The organism is Novipirellula aureliae, assembly GCF_007860185.1.
Lineage (GTDB): Bacteria > Planctomycetota > Planctomycetia > Pirellulales > Pirellulaceae > Novipirellula_A > Novipirellula_A aureliae.
In genome coordinates, this window is sequence record NZ_SJPY01000002.1 from 624,967 (window position 1) to 641,741 (window position 16,775).

19 protein-coding genes and 1 pseudogene are annotated in these 16,775 nt (G+C 52.0%); 10 read left to right on the forward strand and 10 right to left on the reverse strand.

Annotation, left to right across the window (positions count from 1 at the left end; genetic code table 11):
* Positions 1–14: 14 nt before the first annotated feature.
* Genes Q31b_RS08110 through Q31b_RS08125 form a run of 4 tightly spaced genes read right to left on the reverse strand, consistent with a single transcriptional unit; the run spans position 15 to position 4,355 of the window.
* Complete coding sequence (locus Q31b_RS08110) at positions 15–1,934, reverse strand: helicase-related protein (protein ID WP_146599164.1); 1,920 nt, start codon at positions 1,932–1,934, stop codon at positions 15–17.
* Positions 1,934–2,704 (reverse strand): BREX system ATP-binding protein BrxD, encoded by a 771-nt coding sequence (gene brxD, locus Q31b_RS08115; RefSeq protein ID WP_197171153.1) that lies wholly within the window; start codon positions 2,702–2,704, stop codon positions 1,934–1,936. The genes Q31b_RS08110 and brxD overlap by 1 nt, the downstream gene beginning before the upstream one ends.
* 2 nt (positions 2,705–2,706) lie before the next feature.
* On the reverse strand, positions 2,707–3,993 hold the full coding sequence (locus Q31b_RS08120; protein ID WP_146599165.1) for an ATP-binding protein: 1,287 nt from the start codon (positions 3,991–3,993) through the stop codon (positions 2,707–2,709).
* Positions 3,990–4,355, reverse strand: coding sequence for a hypothetical protein (locus Q31b_RS08125; RefSeq protein ID WP_146599166.1), 366 nt, complete (start codon positions 4,353–4,355; stop codon positions 3,990–3,992). The genes Q31b_RS08120 and Q31b_RS08125 overlap by 4 nt, the downstream gene beginning before the upstream one ends.
* A 51-nt stretch (positions 4,356–4,406) precedes the next feature.
* On the opposite strand from Q31b_RS08125, the gene Q31b_RS08130 reads away from it, so the two are divergent.
* From Q31b_RS08130 to Q31b_RS08150, 5 genes and pseudogenes are all read left to right on the forward strand, one after another.
* Positions 4,407–4,970 carry an alpha/beta hydrolase gene (locus Q31b_RS08130; RefSeq protein ID WP_146599167.1) on the forward strand — a complete coding sequence of 188 codons (564 nt, stop codon included), beginning with the start codon at positions 4,407–4,409 and terminating at the stop codon, positions 4,968–4,970.
* Between the two features lie 71 nt (positions 4,971–5,041).
* Positions 5,042–5,472 (forward strand): annotated as a pseudogene (locus Q31b_RS28030) (DUF2199 domain-containing protein).
* Between the two features lie 34 nt (positions 5,473–5,506).
* Positions 5,507–6,193 (forward strand): class I SAM-dependent methyltransferase, encoded by a 687-nt coding sequence (locus Q31b_RS08140; protein ID WP_146599168.1) that lies wholly within the window; start codon positions 5,507–5,509, stop codon positions 6,191–6,193.
* 146 nt (positions 6,194–6,339) lie between these two features.
* Positions 6,340–7,278, forward strand: a complete 939-nt coding sequence (locus Q31b_RS08145) for a hypothetical protein (protein ID WP_146599169.1) — start codon at positions 6,340–6,342, stop codon at positions 7,276–7,278.
* Between the two features lie 669 nt (positions 7,279–7,947).
* A complete protein-coding gene (locus Q31b_RS08150) occupies positions 7,948–8,136 on the forward strand; it encodes a hypothetical protein (RefSeq protein WP_146599170.1) in 189 nt (62 codons plus the stop codon).
* 6 nt (positions 8,137–8,142) lie between these two features.
* Here Q31b_RS08150 and Q31b_RS08155 read toward each other — a convergent pair whose 3' ends face one another.
* The 5 genes from Q31b_RS08155 to Q31b_RS08175 all read right to left on the reverse strand — a co-directional run bounded on the left by Q31b_RS08155 (position 8,143) and on the right by Q31b_RS08175 (position 12,782).
* Positions 8,143–8,592, reverse strand: a complete 450-nt coding sequence (locus Q31b_RS08155) for a hypothetical protein (RefSeq protein WP_146599171.1) — start codon at positions 8,590–8,592, stop codon at positions 8,143–8,145.
* Positions 8,589–9,374, reverse strand: a complete 786-nt coding sequence (locus Q31b_RS08160; RefSeq protein ID WP_146599172.1) for a class I SAM-dependent methyltransferase — start codon at positions 9,372–9,374, stop codon at positions 8,589–8,591. Before Q31b_RS08160 ends, Q31b_RS08155 begins: the two co-directional genes overlap by 4 nt.
* Positions 9,375–9,842: 468 nt before the next feature.
* On the reverse strand, positions 9,843–10,604 hold the full coding sequence (locus tag Q31b_RS08165; protein ID WP_146599173.1) for a class I SAM-dependent methyltransferase: 762 nt from the start codon (positions 10,602–10,604) through the stop codon (positions 9,843–9,845).
* Complete coding sequence (locus Q31b_RS08170) at positions 10,601–11,824, reverse strand: DUF3419 family protein (RefSeq protein ID WP_146599174.1); 1,224 nt, start codon at positions 11,822–11,824, stop codon at positions 10,601–10,603. The genes Q31b_RS08165 and Q31b_RS08170 overlap by 4 nt, the downstream gene beginning before the upstream one ends.
* A 55-nt stretch (positions 11,825–11,879) precedes the next feature.
* Positions 11,880–12,782, reverse strand: coding sequence for a UDP-2,3-diacylglucosamine diphosphatase (locus tag Q31b_RS08175; protein WP_197171157.1), 903 nt, complete (start codon positions 12,780–12,782; stop codon positions 11,880–11,882).
* On the opposite strand from Q31b_RS08175, the gene Q31b_RS08180 reads away from it, so the two are divergent.
* The 3 genes from Q31b_RS08180 to Q31b_RS08190 all read left to right on the forward strand — a co-directional run bounded on the left by Q31b_RS08180 (position 12,781) and on the right by Q31b_RS08190 (position 15,064).
* Entirely contained in the window at positions 12,781–13,092 is a 312-nt protein-coding gene (locus tag Q31b_RS08180) for a hypothetical protein (RefSeq protein WP_146599175.1), read from the forward strand. The two genes, Q31b_RS08175 and Q31b_RS08180, sit on opposite strands and share 2 nt — an antisense overlap.
* The gene (locus Q31b_RS08185) at positions 13,082–13,837 is read left to right on the forward strand and encodes an HAD family hydrolase (protein ID WP_146599176.1); all 756 of its coding nucleotides are present in this window, start codon (positions 13,082–13,084) and stop codon (positions 13,835–13,837) included. Before Q31b_RS08180 ends, Q31b_RS08185 begins: the two co-directional genes overlap by 11 nt.
* 381 nt (positions 13,838–14,218) lie before the next feature.
* On the forward strand, positions 14,219–15,064 hold the full coding sequence (locus tag Q31b_RS08190; RefSeq protein ID WP_146599177.1) for a glycosyltransferase family 2 protein: 846 nt from the start codon (positions 14,219–14,221) through the stop codon (positions 15,062–15,064).
* 38 nt (positions 15,065–15,102) lie between these two features.
* Here the strand turns inward: Q31b_RS08190 and Q31b_RS08195 are convergent, their stop codons facing one another.
* A complete protein-coding gene (locus Q31b_RS08195; RefSeq protein ID WP_146599178.1) occupies positions 15,103–15,660 on the reverse strand; it encodes a hypothetical protein in 558 nt (185 codons plus the stop codon).
* 169 nt (positions 15,661–15,829) lie between these two features.
* Here Q31b_RS08195 and Q31b_RS08200 point away from each other — a divergent pair, with 169 nt between their 5' ends.
* A complete protein-coding gene (locus Q31b_RS08200) occupies positions 15,830–16,030 on the forward strand; it encodes a hypothetical protein (RefSeq protein ID WP_146599179.1) in 201 nt (66 codons plus the stop codon).
* A complete protein-coding gene (locus Q31b_RS08205; protein ID WP_146599180.1) occupies positions 16,024–16,761 on the forward strand; it encodes a hypothetical protein in 738 nt (245 codons plus the stop codon). The genes Q31b_RS08200 and Q31b_RS08205 overlap by 7 nt, the downstream gene beginning before the upstream one ends.
* The last annotated feature ends 14 nt before the right edge of the window (positions 16,762–16,775 follow it).

Consider the following 16,775-nt stretch of genomic DNA (forward strand, 5'->3'; position numbering starts at 1 on the left):
CAATTTGTATTTTTTTAGCCCTGAACAATCACTCGCCTTAGTTCTTGCAATGCTTGTTCAACTGCCTTCCGGTCATTGAACCTCGACGTAAAAACTTCGGCTGAGCGTTCGTCGGAAAGGCATTCGGAGAACTTCAGGTTCTCCATGGCTTGGATGTTGGGGATTGGTGTTACGTTGTCCGGTTCGATTTCGTCGATCAGGGCGGCGATCTCGTTGAGTGATGTTGCTTTGGGGAATATCAGCGAGAGGTTGTCTCCCTTTACATCACAGTGCGGTTTCAGTGCGTCAGCGAGCAGCGTGTTGGCGATGCCACCAGCGAAGGTCCACCAGCGGAGTTCGCCATTGGGCTGGAGGACGACGGAAGTTGATTCCGCCGATATCGAAGGAAACTCTTCTCGGATCTCGGCAAACTGTGTGGCGGTTCGGTTTGACCATGACGGATCGTTGTCGTCACTGCTGAGGATTCGTCGGATTCTCTGGCATACTGCTTGGCTGAGCATCTGACCTTCTCCTAGCCAACGTGATTTGCCTCTCTGGTCGGTCGGTTCGACGTGAGCGATTTTTCGTTTCCAGTCCAAGTGCTTTGTCTTCCAACTGCGGCCAGCGAGTGCGAGTATCGGTGGGCCGTCATCGTCGTCCTTCTTAAAGAAAGTGGACTCGTGGACGAATCCGAGTTCCTTTTGTCCCGACATCACTCGAAACAGCGGCGGTGATGTGAACACGGAAAGCAGGTCCATGAAGTTCTGGCGACCAAAGATCGACTCACCTGCTGGTGCAAAGGAGATGATTCCGTTGTCGTCCCACAGGATGAGCTTGGCGATCATGTATTCGAGCAGTGCTTCGACTCTCTCCACTGGCATCTGGCTAAATGCGGGAACATCTGCGACCCAAGAAAACCACTGCGACCTTCCAACTCCACGTTCCTGAAGGATTAACGCCATCAGTTGTTGGGCCAAAATATGATACGGGCACGGTGGAGCTTGGACCGGCTCGACATACTCTCGTCGCCAAAGTTCAATTAACGCCGCTGCACGAAGAAGTCCTTCGTCATTCGTCGCCAAGAACAAACAGTTGCGAGTCGTATTTGATCTTCGGCCAGTGCGTCCCATTCTTTGTAGAAACGAGGACACGCTTCCGGGGGCATCGATTTGGATCACTCGGTCGAGGTCTCCGACATCGAGACCAAGTTCCAATGAACTGGTCGCCACGATCACGCAATTTTGGCGTTGAGCAAAAGCTTCTTCTGCCTGCCGCCGCTCATCCAATCCAACCGAACTATGTGAGACAAACGTGTCTACCCCATAGCTGCGAAGGGAAACGGCCAACTGCTCCACCCGTGATCGGCTGTCACAGAACACGAGACGCTTCTCGCCTTGATGCAACAGGCTGATCACTCTGGCGGCGTTACTCAGCGAACCGACGAAGTCCAGTTGAACATCAGGTTGCTCATCACTGCTACCTCTCGGCCAGACAACCTTTTGTGGGCGCTGCGACCCGGAAGACAGCCAAGACAACATCTCATCGGGATTGCCCACCGTTGCAGACAATCCGATCCTTTGAAGATCGTGTTTGGCAAGCTTGGCGATTCGGGTAAACACCGATAGCAAGTGCCAGCCTCGGTCGTCACCAGCGAATGCGTGAACCTCATCGATGACCACCACCTTGATGTTCTTGAAGAAGCGGTGGTGGTCGATCTTGGACGAAACCAGCATGACCTCCAGAGATTCCGGTGTGGTAAGCAACAGGTCCGGTGGTTCGGACAGTATTCGCTTTCGCTCACCTTGTGGAGTGTCGCCATGCCACAAGGCGGCTCGGCGTCCGACCAACTGCATGTATTTGTGAAGTCGCTGTTCTTGATTGTTCAGCAACGCCTTGATTGGGCTGACGTAGAGAACCGAAATTCCTTCCCAAGACTCATCCAACATTTGTGACATCACAGGGAAGACCGAACACGTTGAATCGTCTCGATCTCATCCAGCACCAACACCAACCCGGAATACCCGGAGTCCTTCAAGATCAGCAGCAACCCACGAAGGAAACTCAACGCTGCGAAGTGATCTACGTCCCCTTTGACTCCCGCTGTTCGCTTGACCGAAGCAGAGATATGCGGCTGTCCTGCCAGCCATCCCGCTAGTCCTTCTGCCGTGGCGTGATCATTGGCACGCTGAGCGGCTCGATAGGATCGTAGTGCAGCGGAAAACTGAGGAGTCGCTCGTGTGATTTCAACGAGTCGTTGTTCAAGCAACTCGTCCGACTTCTCGGCGAGCGTTTCGACATCATTGGGATCAATTGTCCCTTCGGCCAGAACGTCTTCTTCCAGCCCGTAGAACCAACCATCGATGACCGAGCGGAAGGCTCCCAAGAAGCAGTCCGCCGTCGAAAGTTGTTCCATGGCTCGGCGATAAACAGTCTCCAGTTTGTGTAACGGCGTTTCTGTTTCGCTGATTTGCACCTCGGCGGTGGCGAAACCGTTCAGCTTTGCTTGTTCCTGAACCCAACGCCCAAAGAATGTTTTGCCGCAACCGTACTCGCCACGAACCGCTTTGAAGATTGCCCCGCCCTCAGCCACGTCGTTGAGTTCAGACTTAATGGTCTCCTCAAATGGACTTAGGCCGACTGCCAGAAAGTCCAGTCCACGCTGTGGAACCGTACCCTTCCTCAGAGCGGAAATGATCTCTCGTCGTTTTTCGGGGCTAACTTCCATAATTACTCAACATCAAACTGTCGTTTTAACTTGGCGATATTCAATTCCACTTTGTTTTCCGTGCGATCAATCACGAGGATCTCGTATCCATCCACATTCAGGACTCGCCGGATGTTGGCAATCACCTGATCAAGCCTTGCCGCAGGCATACTGGTTTCTTTGATAAAGGCACCGGGAGTCAGGAAACCTCCCGCCGCATTCAGTGTTTCAAGAACCTGACGGATGACTGAATCCTGTGGCGGGTGTCTCTTGATCTTGGATTTCTGATCCTTGTATGCCTGAGACGCCAGCAGCCGATCAATCCAGTCCGCACTGGCTGGCAACACTTCAACTGGGGCAGGTTTTGTCGCTTCCTTTGCTGATGGTTCATCCGGCTCCAAATTATCGAACAGTGTTGGCGGGCCAGCAGGCACAGCCACATGAACGACGGGTTCTAGTTCCACAGGCGATGCCACGGGGGCTGGCGACCACCAGTCGGGAAACGGGTAGGCGCACTGTTTCAAGTTGGAATAGTCGCTGCTTCTATCGGTGAGCAGGACCAGTGGGCACACCATTTCCTGTGGAGTCGCTCCACCGTGATACCCATGCTGTTTGCGTTTGTAGTGAATCGTTTCCGTCCATGGCACAATGACGCTGTCAGCCGGAATGACACGTTTAACATCGTCCCACTCCCAAACCTCCTTGGCGAGATGCGACTTTTTTGGATCACCCTCAAATCGATCGGCGTACTCGCTACGAGCACGTTGAATCGCATTCGGATCCAGATTATCGATCTTCGCGGTTTCGCAAATCTCGGCGGACCAGTCGATAACTGGCCCAGACACGATTTCCCACAACTTTCGTTCTTTCTCCGGGTGCTCGGCCAAAGGTTTCTTGTGGCTGCCGACTCGCACGTAACGGCGCCCCGAAAAAGCAACCGGGGCGGTGTTCGCAGCCTGTACCTCGAACATCACCATCGGCAGTCCGTCTTCCGAATCGAATTCAAAGATGCGAAAGTTGATTTTGGGAGCCAGTCGCTTGTTCAGCCAAGGTTCCAAGTCTTCGTTGCCTTGCCCTTTTTGCTGGCGAGGTTTGAAGCTTGTGCCAACGATGTTGTGCGTTCCGTCTTCGATGCCCCAAACGATGTAGCCAAAAGCCTGACTTTCAAGCGCAGCAACATTCGAGATCGCAGACAGGTATTCTCCAATCATCTGCGGGTCGGAATAGTTGTGCTTGAACTCTGCCCACTCTGTCTCGGCGGGTAAGTCTCGCAGTTCAACAAGTTTTGCTCGAAGCTGCTCTAAATTCATTCAGATTCCTCTTCCAAAGTCCATTGGATCGTGACCCGTCGGTTGGGATTCTCACCCAGCTTGCCAGCCAGCTTCTCCGTCAATGCCGACAGGTCGCTTCCCGACATGCGTTCGGTTGATCCTGAATCGAGTCGTTTCCAGCCGGGCTTCGTGGGAGGAGGATCGGGGATCGGAGCAGGACCGGGGTCAACCTTGGGTGGTCGTAACAATTTCACGGCTCGACCTTCGGCATCCGACAACTTTGCCGGAAGACCGCCAGCCAGAGCGAACTCGTCCATCATCAAGCTGTCACGCAGATCATCGATCAACAAAGTCGCATCGGTTTTGCGACGGTCGTTGATACAAGCTACAGCTTCAAACAATTCCCAACGGTTGGGTTCCAGCAGGCTGGCCAGTACCGTTACGTTCCATTCATGGCAGACATGTTCGCTGAGTTTGGTCTGAACTCACTGTTTGTTGAGTATCGGGAGTACGGACGCTCCACTGGCGATGCTAAGTTGGTCGCCATGCTGGGTGACGGCGAAGCGGCGATCAAACAAGCTGGCATTGCTCCAGACAAAGCGATTGTCTTTGGTCGATCAATTGGTTCACTCTACGCCATTGAACTTGCTTTCCGCCAACCGACAATAGCGGGACTGATTTTGGAAAGCGGCATTGCCGATCCGTATGAACGTTTTCTGGTCAATGCTGACCTTTCATCGGCAAATTTTTCCGATGATGAACTCCGTGCCGAAACCAAGAAACATTTCAACCACAAAAAGAAGATGGCGGGGTATAAGAATCCGTTGCTTGTGATGCACACCGAGAACGATGGGTTGATCGACATCTCCCACGCCGAGCGAAACTACAAATGGGCTGGTTCTAGGCAAAAGCAACTTCTGCGATTTCCAGTCGGCAATCACAACACGATCTTTGGAAGGAATCATGTCGAATACTTGGACGCTGTCGAGAGTTTCTTGCGGAGGGTTGATTCGTGAGCAACGAGATCGATAAACCAGATCTTGGTTTTCACTGTGCCAGTTGTGGGATGTATCACGATCATCTTCCGATGGACTTTGGAGCGGAAACGCCAGCGGCATACGACTCCATCCCGAAAAGTGAACGAGATGCTCGGTGTGAACTGACACCTGACTTTTGCGTGATCGACGAGAATGAATTCTTCATTCGAGGTTGCTTGGAAATACCCGTACTCGATAGCCCACGCCCGTTCGTTTGGGGCGTTTGGACTTCAATCAGCTTTAAGAGTTTTCATCGCATGGGTGAAATCTGGGAATCCCTGGGCGAGAGTCGGAGCCTCCGTTTTTTGGATGGCTTTGTACGATCTTGCCGCTTTACCCAGATACTCTTCTGCTAAAAAGTCATGTTCACACCCGACCTATTAGTCAGCGACCATTGGTCGAACTTGAACCAACAGATTACACACTGGCTGTTGACCAACGAAAAGGCATTACAATGGATCGTGTGCAAGAAATTGCATAGGCACTGCTGCATCCGAAATAGCTTGAATAGATTGATGAAACTTGTCGCAGATAAAGAACTCGAACAATCCTCGGTCGTTGCCAATTGCAAAATGAACCGAGAGAGAAACTTGCTCGGGACGAATGGTTACGAGAAAGACCTTCGTTTCAACCCACTCGACTTCCTGGGAACCATCGTTGCCAAACAAGGGAAAGCAAATTGGCTGGATCTCTGTTGTGGATCGGGCAAGGCTCTCATCGATGCTGCTGCAATCGTGGACACGGAAAACTTGCCAATCGAGATTATTGGCGTCGATCTGGTCGGCATGTTTCTACCTTCAAGCTCGAATTGCCTTGAGTTAGTGGAAGCCTCGCTGACGGAGTGGGTGCCAAATGGAAAGTTCGATCTGATCACCTGTGTCCATGGACTGCATTACATTGGCGACAAGCTTAAGCTTGTTGCTCGGGCAAGAACGTGGTTGTCTCAGCAAGGAAAATTTGTTGGAAACCTGGATGCTGACAACTTGTGGCTCGGCGATAGTGGACCTGCCAATCAAATTACAGCCGCTATTCGGCGTAGTGGGATGGAATATTCATCTCGCACACATCTTCTGAGTTGCAAAGGTTGGTGTGATGAACCTTTCCCACTTTCGTACCTCGGTGCCGATGATAAAGCAGGACCGAACTATACGGGACAAGCCGCCGTCAATTCGCACTACACTTTGAGTGATTCATCGGACTAGGACAACACCAATTACAAAAAAATCACGTTTAAGATCGCCCTGCCGTCAGACATTTTGAGCCTGATCAGATGGAACCAATTCGTCAATGTTGTTTTGTCTTAAGGTTGCGAAGCCATGGACATGTATTTTGATCGAAAGAAAGCCTGATGTTAAACGATTTCAACGAGCGGCTTGCGATAGCGAAAGCGAACCTCCGTCAGAAAGACAAACTTGATTCGATGTTGCGTTCAGCCCAGCACTCACTTGCCGAATCAAGAAGGAAGCGAGAACAACTCAAAGATATCCTTACGAAAGAACAGGCCGATGTCGATGCGTTGGAAGGGCTGAGCGTCACCGGATTGTTTTATGCCATGCTTGGAAGCAAGGAGCAGAGGCTCGAAAAGGAGCGGCAAGAGCTTGTCGCAGCGAAACTGAAGTACGATCAAGTCGCAGGCACAGTTGAAGACCTTAGCGACGATGTGAAGCGATTGCAAGAAGCACGCTCGAATCTGGGAGATGCCGACTCTAGGTACCAACGAGTTCTAGCCGAAAAAGCGGAATATCTCACTACGAACGAGAGCGACGTGGCGAGGAAGCTCATTGAGCTTACGCAGCAGATCGCTGATTTGACGGCAGATCAAAAAGAACTTGATGAAGCCGCTGTCGCTGGTCAATCCGCACTCAGGTCCGTTAATGAAATCCAAAGCACACTCGCTTCAGCAGCCAACTGGGGAACGCTGGACATGTTCGGCGGCGGAATGCTCACAACGATGGCAAAGCACTCAAGAATGGATGCTGCCAAGAATCAAGCCAGAATTGCTCAACGAAAACTGCTGCGATTTGAAGAAGAACTTGCGGATGCTGATGAACGTCTTCAGGTGTCATTAGAGATTGATGGATTCTCAAAATTTGCTGACTACTTCTTCGATGGTTTGATTGCCGATTGGATCGTGCAATCAAAAATCAATAAAGCAAAAACAGAATGCTCCACGACAATCTCTCGTGTGAAAGCAGCGATTCGCAAGTGCCAGCGTCGCTTGGAGTCGGTTGAATCTGAGATTGAATCGCTGACTGAAAGCAAGAGAGAATTGATCGAAACGGCGTAGCCACCGCATTGTCCGATCTGGCACATTGCCTCTTTGGGAAACCAGTGGCGGTGCAATCACGAGGTTCAAACACGACAAACAAAAAAGCCTCGCTGAGTCACAGCGAGGCTTCTAGAAAATTTAAAGATTGGCAGACCAACACTGGATTCAGTTCGTCGTTTGTGATCCTTGTTTGCCTAGCAAGGCAGAACGGCAAGGCGGCACTCGGGCGGCCTTGCGGCGTTCGGAATTTGCGATCATCGTTTCGTTGAACGCATCTGTGCTGGTAGCGATGTTAGCCGATCACCTCTTAACACCGTTGGGCTAACATCAAAGTTAAGATCGGTTTGAAAATGGAACACGGAAACGATTGTGGCGACTGCTCAGAAGTCGCCTGCCATATACAACTTGGTGGATCAAGCATTTGCCCCTCCGTTTGATGTTCTTTCAAAAAACTCGACTCGCTGCTGACACTAAACAATACAACACAGTCAATTCTGGCTCTGCTGATTTTTGTTTCGTTTCCGTTGAACTGTTGTTTGTGCAAGCGGGATTCGCTAATCGGGTAAACTCTGCGTTTTGGAAAAACGGAAGTGCTAGTACGTCAATGAAATTGGTTTAAGATAAGAAATTGGAAAACTCACCGATTTGAATTTTGGCTTGTTAAGGTGTTTTGGGAGAGGAGTGATCATGGAACAGAAAGTTGTTCGAAAGCTAGAAAACGAGATCGAAGATGCGATTGCCGATGTCATTGTCGGCATGGGACTCAAGAGATTGCCGCTCTTACCATCAAAGCAAACCATGCACTTGATGGCAAAAGCGGCAGTTACTGTTTACGAAACTGCCGTTGAGAACGCTATTGGAGATTCCAACGAGTGATTCGACTCATGTTCTGATCTCACGAAGTTTCGCTGCAACCATCGGGCTGAAGAACAGAACCAAAAGTCCGATTGGCATCAATCCACCTTGAAGCAGATTGTAGTCAGCAGCAAGCCGTTCCCACGATAATCCCACAACGAATCGTCCAAAACACAACTCGAATGTCACGGTCAAAAGGAGCCAGATTGCTCCCACCACGAGTCGTTCCAAGCGGCTCTCGGCTCCGATCCAGCGGATACTGAAGTAGGCGATTACGAGGATGATGGCGGAACCAGTGAAAACACCGATTTGGTTGGATCGAAACTCACCGAACAGTGGCACAAGAGTAATCGCTCGAAGAATGCCGTGGATAATCTCAGCAACAATCAGGGCGAGCCAGATCGCTAGACTATGGACGACAATGCGTATCCGACTTGCAGCTTTCAAGACGCCAACAACTTCAGGTTCACCAGTCATGGCTTGACCGCACGAGTAGCGATGAACGTGTCGAGGTATTTTGACAAAGGATCGTTGTCAGACTCGGGATACCGATCCTCGTAGAATCCTGTTAGTAAAAAGCCAGCATTCAACTGACCACCGATTTGATCCTCAAGAGTATGGCCAAACTCAAGTGGCTTCCCCGCATTGATCACATCCTCGATGTGTTTGTCGTTCCGATGGTCAAGATCCGAATAGGGAAGTGAGTAGCGGACCTCCAAGTTTCCGTTCTCTTTACGTTCATCGTCAAAGATAAACCGCACCGGATTGGTGAACCCAGCCATCAGGACGCCGCCACTTCGCAACACTCGATAGCATTCACGCCAAACAGGAAGCACGTTTGGTGCAAATGTATTCGAACAAGGATGAAAAATGAAATCGAACGAACTCTCGGCGAAAATCGAAAGGTTCGCCATGTCGCCTTCGACAAACTTCATGGTGAGACCATCACGCTGAGCAACAAATCGATCTTGGTCCAATTGCCGTGGAGAATTGTCGAACACCGTCACCGTCGCACCCGCTGCGGCGAAAAGGGGGGCCTGCTGACCACCGGCTGAAGCGAGGCATAGTGTTTCGGTCCCTTGAAGCGGCGGAAACCATTCACTTGGAACTGGCTTTGTTGGCGTTAAGACGACGATAAAGTCACCTGAACGTGCTTTCTCAACCCTTTCTTCACTGACAGGACTCGTCCATTTGTTGCCCAAATCGACGTTCTGATCCCACGCTCTTCGGTTGTGATTCAAGATACCTAGAATATTCATCGAATTGCGATTCCTTTAGCCTCGTCCACCTTCACAGCATGTTTCACAAATCGTGTGGCAAGCAGAACATTGAAGCTTCGCACGAATCTCAACCAAAGAACCTCCACAAACGGGACAGGCTGGTTTGCATGATTCTCGGTCGGTCTTGTCACCGCTGTTCTGCTTCGCTTGATTCATTGGCTCTTCCTCGCTGATTACAGTATGCTATTTCGGATTGCAGAAGGATTCTATCATTGATGGTTCGAAAAATGCAACATATTACCCGATGAACATTAACGATGGCTGATCCGAAAGGCATACACCTTATTGTCAATCTGAGTGCATCGCAGACAAGACGACGACTCAAGGGGTTCGGGCATGGCGTGCGAAAAATCCAGAGTGCAGGCAAGAACCAAGCAATCATCATCCACACAGCCACGGGTGAACATCTAATGGAACTTGAAGCAAAGTTCGCCGATGTGGGCTCGGTTAATGGTCGTTCATCGGTTTGCGAGCGATCAGCAGATAATAGGGGGCTTTCAACAGCGGCAAATACGGGACACTTCCCTGGCGTTCCTCACACCTGATCGGCTCGAAACGTCGATGCAGCATCGCCAAATGATCACCGTTCAAAAACACATTGTCAGCGGCGAACCACAAGGGCCAGAAGGTTCGTCGTAGCCAACCGTGTTGCTGTCGCTCAGCATCAGCGTACTTGCGTGAAACATAGAAGTCGGTGACAGCGATCGTGCCACCGGGTTTCAAAATTCGCTCGGCCGTCGCAATGGCCTCGAACCAATCCGGAATCATGGTCAACGAATAGGAAAACGTCACCACATCCACACTGGCGTCGGGCAAGTCGACCCTTGTCGCATCGGCTTGCATGATTTCGACATTGGTTATGCCTTCGGAGCCCACCCTTTGCTTAGCGACTTCCAGCAGTGAGGGAGACAAATCGACCAAGCACACCCGATCGAGTTGGGTGGTCTGATCGGCGACCGAAAACAGGTTGTGCCCGGTGCCCGCTCCCATGTCGACCCACGTACCGCCCACGGGCCAATCAATCCAGGTCAACAATTCCGCTCGTCCGTGCAGCAACCGAGCACGGAACGAATCGTAGTCACCCGCTTGGCCCTGATAGAAGTTCTCTAGTCTCTGCGCGTGCGAGTCTCCTCGCACGGGATGGCAAAGCAAATGCCACAACACACGCAAGTCGGAGCGACGCGAGACGGGCTTGATGACTTCACTCATCCTGCGACTCCCCCACATTCGACCTCACCACAGATGTCCGCGATATAGAAGCTGCCGTACGTGTTGACTCGGTCTCGCGAGTGCAATTCCTTGGCAAGATCGTCTTCATATCGCAGTCGTTGACCGATAGGGAATGGTTTCCCGTCGCGTCTTACCACTAGCGAGTCGACGAAATCGACCCTCAGTGCAGCACTCCGCCATAGCACTCTCGCTTGTGGTGCCGCACGATCGACAATGCTCTGCCATTCCGACGCCAGCAGTGTTGGAAACCGATCGTAGAGCCAATCCATGTGATCAAGCAAAATGAACCGTGAGATCTTCCCGCGGTGCCCGCTCAAGAAACCCTCGACCGTGTTGGTATGTGCTTCCACACGATCGACCAATCCATCTTGCAGGCGTGAAAAACCATCGGCCGTCAGATACTCGGGACAACAATCCCGCGTGTATCGACCGGTCAAATACACTCGCCAGAAGTAGTTGTCCTTTAGCGACATATGTTTGAACACCGTTTCGATACGGTCCTGGATAAATGTGCCAATGCCACCGGGGTACCCACGATCAATCTGCAGTCGTTGGCTGCGAGGAACGCCAAGCATTGCCATGGTCGTGTCGCGACGAAGTGCCCACCGCAGCGGTCGAGACCACAACAGATCGTGTACGCCGCGTGATTCATAGATCTCGCTTTGTTGCTGGATCGATTCCGCCGCCAAGATCTCCGCGATGGCTTCGCTTAGGCCCGGCGGTCGATTGAGATAGCCGTTGATCATCCACGCAAACAGTCCTGCCGTCCCACGAAAATAGAAGCTATTTCGACGATGCGTTCCATCAAAGAAGTTGATGCGACGATCCCAAACCGCCCGATATTCAGGCATCAATTGGGGGCGGACTGCGTTTCGATAGAGGGTTGCCCATTTCGGATGCACGCCCTCACCGAAGACCGCAAAGAAATCGTCATAGTCGAGACCACGAATCGCTGCGACCTTCAATTCCAGCAAGGCATTCTGCAATGGGTTCATGTCGACCGCAAACACGCGACGCGGCGATTGCAACGCATAGTCCAACGCGTTGCAACCTGCCGAAGTGATCACCAAGACCGTGTCGTCTGCGGTCAGGCGCAGGGCTTCGCGATCGATGCGAGGATCTTCCCAGCACGTGTTGTAGACGAGATTTTTTCGGTGGACGATGGAAAAACATTTGTTACCAAACCACTTAGCGACCATTGATTCTTCTTGATGACGAGGTTGAGATGTTTGTGAGTGAAAGCCCTCGACTCCCTCAGGCAGCACATTCTTCAGAGAGGCGTTTGCGAACCGCAACCGTTAATGGTTGTGGTTCAATCGGCAACTGACAGTCGCTTTTTTGCGACATCGATTTTTTAGGCAAATCCAAGACCCTGTCTTCAGCGTATCGCTGAACCAGCCGAATCTGACCATCATGCCGTTCGACTAAGCCAGTGCAGTTTTCCACCCAATCGCCCGTGTTGCAGTACCACATGGAATCGGAAGCGATAATGTCAGGCGTGTGGATGTGTCCGCAAATCACTCCATCGCAGTGACTCGTACGAGCGTGAGCCATAATTTTAGATTCATAGTTACTGACAAACTTAATGCATCGCTTCACACGATCTTTCAGCAACGCGCACACACCGTAAGGATTGGTCGGATGTTCCGATTCGCCGCGTTTCGAGCATCTCCATCGGTGGAGGCGTCGATTCAAACTTAGGCAACCGTCATAAAAAGCGGATGACCCCTTTGACGCCCACTGAGCATTGGATTCCACACAATCAAAAAGATCACCATGCGTCACTAGAAATCGCCAACCTTGGGATGTAACGAACACGAATTCATTTGCGATCCTCAGTCCCTGGTTCTCACTCATCAGCCCGGATCGAAAAAGAGGGTTACGCAAAAAAGCGTCATGATTTCCAGGAACGTAGAAGAGCTGAGTGCCTTGACGAGACCAACTCATCAGATGAGCGATGACCTCGTTGCATTCGGCCGACCAATGCCAAGCGGTGTTGAATTTCCAAGCATCGATGAAGTCACCGACCAAGTAGACAGCCTCGGGTGAAAACCTCTGTAAGAACGCGAGGAACTCACTTGCCTGCGAATGTTTGCACCCCAGATGCACATCGCTCACCATGAGTGTCCGGATTGGTTCTGCGGTTGCTCGATCCATGATCACTTCCCTTTTTTTCAAAGACACGACGTACAATGACGCTCGCTTGAATCCTGAAGTCTTTCCGGATCGTATCACTCGCTTGTGTCGATCCCATGAAGGTTCAACACAGGTTTTGGTAAGTTTCCAGTATGCGGGAAGCGGTCTCTTCAGCCCTTGTCGAAGTGGACCATCCCTCTTGCAGCGGAAGAGCGGACTTCTCATGCTGACCATTCAACTTGATCGTCTCCGGCAACGATCCGAATCTGCCGACGCGGCACCGCCCGAATCCGAAGCCAAATTCTTTAGAAAGTCTCACTATGTCGTTTAGAACCAACGGAAGGTACGATCTTGTCATCTGTGACATTGACGGCTGCCTATCACCGGAATCACACGCCCCGATCAATATTTTGGGACTGTCGAAGATCGCCGAGCACAATCGGCGTGCGATTCAAAATCGCGATCGGCCTGTCGTTACGCTCTGTAGTGGCAGACCGATTGGCTTTGTCGAGTGTCTCTGTCGGCTGATCCAAAACACGCTGGTTCCCTGTATCGGGGAAAACGGCGTCTGGCTCTGGCGTCCGGCCGACAACTCGTTCGAATGCGATCCGTCTATTTCTGACGAGCATCTCGAAGCCGTTCATGAGGCACGGAAGCTTCTTCGGTCGCTCTATCAGTCGAGTGGGGTGATTCAGCAGCCGGGAAAATCCGCGTCAGTGGCACTTTATCATCCCGACACGGCGTATCTACGGTCCATTGTGCCGACCATTGCCGAGGAGTTTCAGAAACGGAACTGGCCAATACGCGTTTCGATGACGTGGCTCTACATCAATTGCGATCTTCAGCACATTAACAAGGCGACGGCGATCGATCGGCTGATGATTCAGACGGGATTTGAACGGGAACGAACAGCAGGGATCGGCGATACGATGGGTGATCGGTTTATCGCGGAGCGTGTTTCGTGGTTCGGGTGTCCAGCGAATTCCGAAGCCGAAATGAAGGGGACAGCCGACTATGTTTCGCCACACGACGAAGTGGAAGGCGTCCTGGATATTCTTAGGGAATTAGAAGGATAACTTTCGCTTCTCGAAACCATTGCGATTCCCGATGGTATCGGGCACAACCGCACGGACGGACGCACGCACGCACGCACGGACGGACGGGCGGGCGGACGGGCGGACGGGCGGACGGGCGGACGGGCGGACGGGCGGGCGGACGGGCGGACGGGCGGATGCAATGGTGAAAAGGGAGGGAGCCCCCCCGAGAACTCGTCGCATTTTCCCACAGCCGCTACAATCGGAACGACCCGAAAAGTCGGCGACAAAGTTACGTTGGCTTCCTCCGGTTAGGCTTATTAAAATGGCCAAGGTTCGTTTGCTAAGCCAAGTTTAACTGTGACGAAGCGGTTGTCTGAAAACCGTCATGCCGCCCATTTGAATCCGCACACTGAGCCTGATATGCCAACCGACACCATCTTTGACGAGTCCACTTCCGAGTGGGCGATCGATTCGATTGATTCGATTGATTCTACGGGAGACGTGATTCGGCGAACGGAGAGCACTCTTGAACTGCTGGCCGACGCAATCAATTCCGCTTCAGAAGTCAGGCCACTGAACCGCTACGACATATCGATTCTCATACCGGTCTACAACGAACGCGAAACATTGCCACAGGTTCTCAAGCGAATCGATCAAGTCATGCCGACTTCGACCGAGACGATCATCGTGGATGATGGAAGTACGGATGGAACCCGCGAGTGGCTGTTGAACTTACCCGAGCGTGCGAACCGCAAAGTCATTTGCCGTGGACGCAATCACGGAAAGGGATCAGCCGTACGATTAGCGATTCGCCATAGTCGAGGCGGCATTGTTGCAATACAAGATGCCGACTTAGAATACGACCCCGCAAACCTGCTGAGAGTCGTATGGCCGATTCTTGATGGAGATGCCGAGGTCGTTTACGGGTCTCGCTACTTGCAGCATTCCTCCGATCCATCTCTGATGCATCGACTTGGTAATTGGCTATTGACCAGGGCGAGCAACATGACGACAGGACTTCGGTTGACCGATATGGAAACCTGTCACAAGGCGTTTGATGGCGACCTCATCCGCTCGATTGCCTTGAAAGAATGTCGTTTTGGTTTCGAACCGGAAATCACTGCGAAAATCGCAGCACGCGATGTCGGAATCTTAGAAGTTCCGACTCAATACGAAGGTCGAAGCAATACAGAAGGGAAGAAAATCGGTTGGCGAGACGCCGCTTCGGCGATAGCTTGTATGTGGCGTTACCGCCACGGTGAATGATCGGCGCCGGCGAAGTATGGCGACAATCGAAAGTTGCGTTAGCCGTTGCCCGGCAAGGACCGCTTGAATTGCGGTGTTTCGCTCGGCGGAATCTCGATGTCATGCTCCTCTTGAAATCGCCGTCGATCGACTGCAGATGCGTAGTAGCGTAGCCAGGTGTCATTGTCTTCGATGCACCGCCACTCCAGAAATTGGCCCCGTGTTGCCAACTTCTTTTCACACGATGGCAAGATATCACGGTAGATAATCTTATAGAGTTCACGATCGTTCAAATGGTCCGTAAACCGCAACACGATTTGCTGAGAGAACAAACGATCGACCGTATTGGCCAGCAATCGTGGCAACGCTGCATCGGAAACGCTTTCAGGTGCTGGCAATTGCATCGGAGGATCGAACCAATCCGAGATCGCTAACGCCGGCGCACGCTCCCACGCCAACATCGAAGCGAGGTACTCGTTTTCGGTCTGCAGTGGCATCCGTTGCAACGCGAACCCTTCAACCGAGTCATCTCGATACGGTTCAAGTTCATCACGTAGGCGGGCATTGGCCAACATCAAGTCGACTTCATCGACCACGGGGCGGCTCGTCTCGCTCATGTCCATAGATAGGAAGGCCTAAGGTCAAGTATTTTCAGAAATTCAGTAATCAGCATGATCTACACACTGGCGATGGTCCAATCCGTCGCCGTGCGGTGCCCAACATTCGCTGGTCACATTATCGATAGTATCCATTGGGGCGCGTCACTCAACTTGGTATTTAGCCAAAATGGGTTTTTCTTTCGAAAAACAGCGAACCGGTCCTCACCTGATCGTTACGAGCGGAACGTTTTATCAAGAATGGATCGCCATGACGGTCGATCGAGGCCATAAACTTGACATCTCGGTCTCAAAAGGCAATAAACTGCGACTTGTCGCTCTGCACCGAAACAAACTCAAACAAACGACCACGACGTACAAAGCATGCTAGACACCAATGCCTTCGCGGATGCCACGCTCGACCCTCCTGGAAAAATCGCCGTCATCGGTGCGGGCCCCATTGGGATCGAGGCGGCTCTCTACGGTCGATTCTTGGGCTACGACGTGACGCTCTATGAAGCTGCGGAAATCGGACATTCGATGCGTGGACGGCTCGAGGAACCGTTCCCGATGATGCCGCACGACGCACTATCACCATTGGCCATCGCTGCGATCGAAGCCCAATCGGGCGAGAAACTACCGCTGGCGTTACCGATGACGTACGGGCAATGGATCGACCAAGCCCTCATGAAATTAGTCGACGGCGATCTACTAAGAGGCCGCCTCAAAACACACTCTCGAGTCACTCGAATTGAATTGTTGCCCCTTGACGTCGAAGGCTCTCCAGACGAGGACAGCGATCCCGAAGAGGATACGGAACGAGGCGATATCCCACCCGATTTCCGTCTTTGGATCCGTTCACAAGACGATCCAGCAAAAGTGGATGCGGGCCTTTCGATTGAGACCGAATCGGTCATCGTGGCGACGGGGGCGAATTGCGATATCGAGTGCGAGTTCCATCCGCCGTTGGAGTATTTCTTTCGCCTTGGTGAGGCATCCGCTGCAACGGGCGACGAAAGCCCCAGCGATTATCTCGCAAGATGTCGCCGCGAAATCACGAGAGTGTTTGCCAACCTAGGTGGCCGAGCCGATTTGGATCTGTATCGGCCTCGGCGTGTTTAGGGGGCAGGGTTCTA

Bases quoted from the DNA above. Each gene is read 5' to 3' on its own strand.
- Q31b_RS08110 (WP_146599164.1), bottom strand. From the start codon at position 1,934: ATGTCACAAATGTTGGATGAGTCTTGGGAAGGAATTTCGGTTCTCTAC.
- brxD (WP_197171153.1), bottom strand. From the start codon at position 2,704: ATGGAAGTTAGCCCCGAAAAACGACGAGAGATCATTTCCGCTCTGAGG.
- Q31b_RS08120 (WP_146599165.1), bottom strand. From the start codon at position 3,993: ATGAATTTAGAGCAGCTTCGAGCAAAACTTGTTGAACTGCGAGACTTA.
- Q31b_RS08130 (WP_146599167.1), top strand. From the start codon at position 4,407: ATGGCAGACATGTTCGCTGAGTTTGGTCTGAACTCACTGTTTGTTGAG.
- Q31b_RS08140 (WP_146599168.1), top strand. From the start codon at position 5,507: ATGAAACTTGTCGCAGATAAAGAACTCGAACAATCCTCGGTCGTTGCC.
- Q31b_RS08145 (WP_146599169.1), top strand. From the start codon at position 6,340: ATGTTAAACGATTTCAACGAGCGGCTTGCGATAGCGAAAGCGAACCTC.
- Q31b_RS08150 (WP_146599170.1), top strand. From the start codon at position 7,948: ATGGAACAGAAAGTTGTTCGAAAGCTAGAAAACGAGATCGAAGATGCG.
- Q31b_RS08155 (WP_146599171.1), bottom strand. From the start codon at position 8,592: ATGACTGGTGAACCTGAAGTTGTTGGCGTCTTGAAAGCTGCAAGTCGG.
- Q31b_RS08160 (WP_146599172.1), bottom strand. From the start codon at position 9,374: ATGAATATTCTAGGTATCTTGAATCACAACCGAAGAGCGTGGGATCAG.
- Q31b_RS08165 (WP_146599173.1), bottom strand. From the start codon at position 10,604: ATGAGTGAAGTCATCAAGCCCGTCTCGCGTCGCTCCGACTTGCGTGTG.
- Q31b_RS08170 (WP_146599174.1), bottom strand. From the start codon at position 11,824: ATGGTCGCTAAGTGGTTTGGTAACAAATGTTTTTCCATCGTCCACCGA.
- Q31b_RS08180 (WP_146599175.1), top strand. From the start codon at position 12,781: ATGATCACTTCCCTTTTTTTCAAAGACACGACGTACAATGACGCTCGC.
- Q31b_RS08175 (WP_197171157.1), bottom strand. From the start codon at position 12,782: ATGGATCGAGCAACCGCAGAACCAATCCGGACACTCATGGTGAGCGAT.
- Q31b_RS08185 (WP_146599176.1), top strand. From the start codon at position 13,082: ATGTCGTTTAGAACCAACGGAAGGTACGATCTTGTCATCTGTGACATT.
- Q31b_RS08190 (WP_146599177.1), top strand. From the start codon at position 14,219: ATGCCAACCGACACCATCTTTGACGAGTCCACTTCCGAGTGGGCGATC.
- Q31b_RS08195 (WP_146599178.1), bottom strand. From the start codon at position 15,660: ATGAGCGAGACGAGCCGCCCCGTGGTCGATGAAGTCGACTTGATGTTG.
- Q31b_RS08200 (WP_146599179.1), top strand. From the start codon at position 15,830: ATGGGTTTTTCTTTCGAAAAACAGCGAACCGGTCCTCACCTGATCGTT.
- Q31b_RS08205 (WP_146599180.1), top strand. From the start codon at position 16,024: ATGCTAGACACCAATGCCTTCGCGGATGCCACGCTCGACCCTCCTGGA.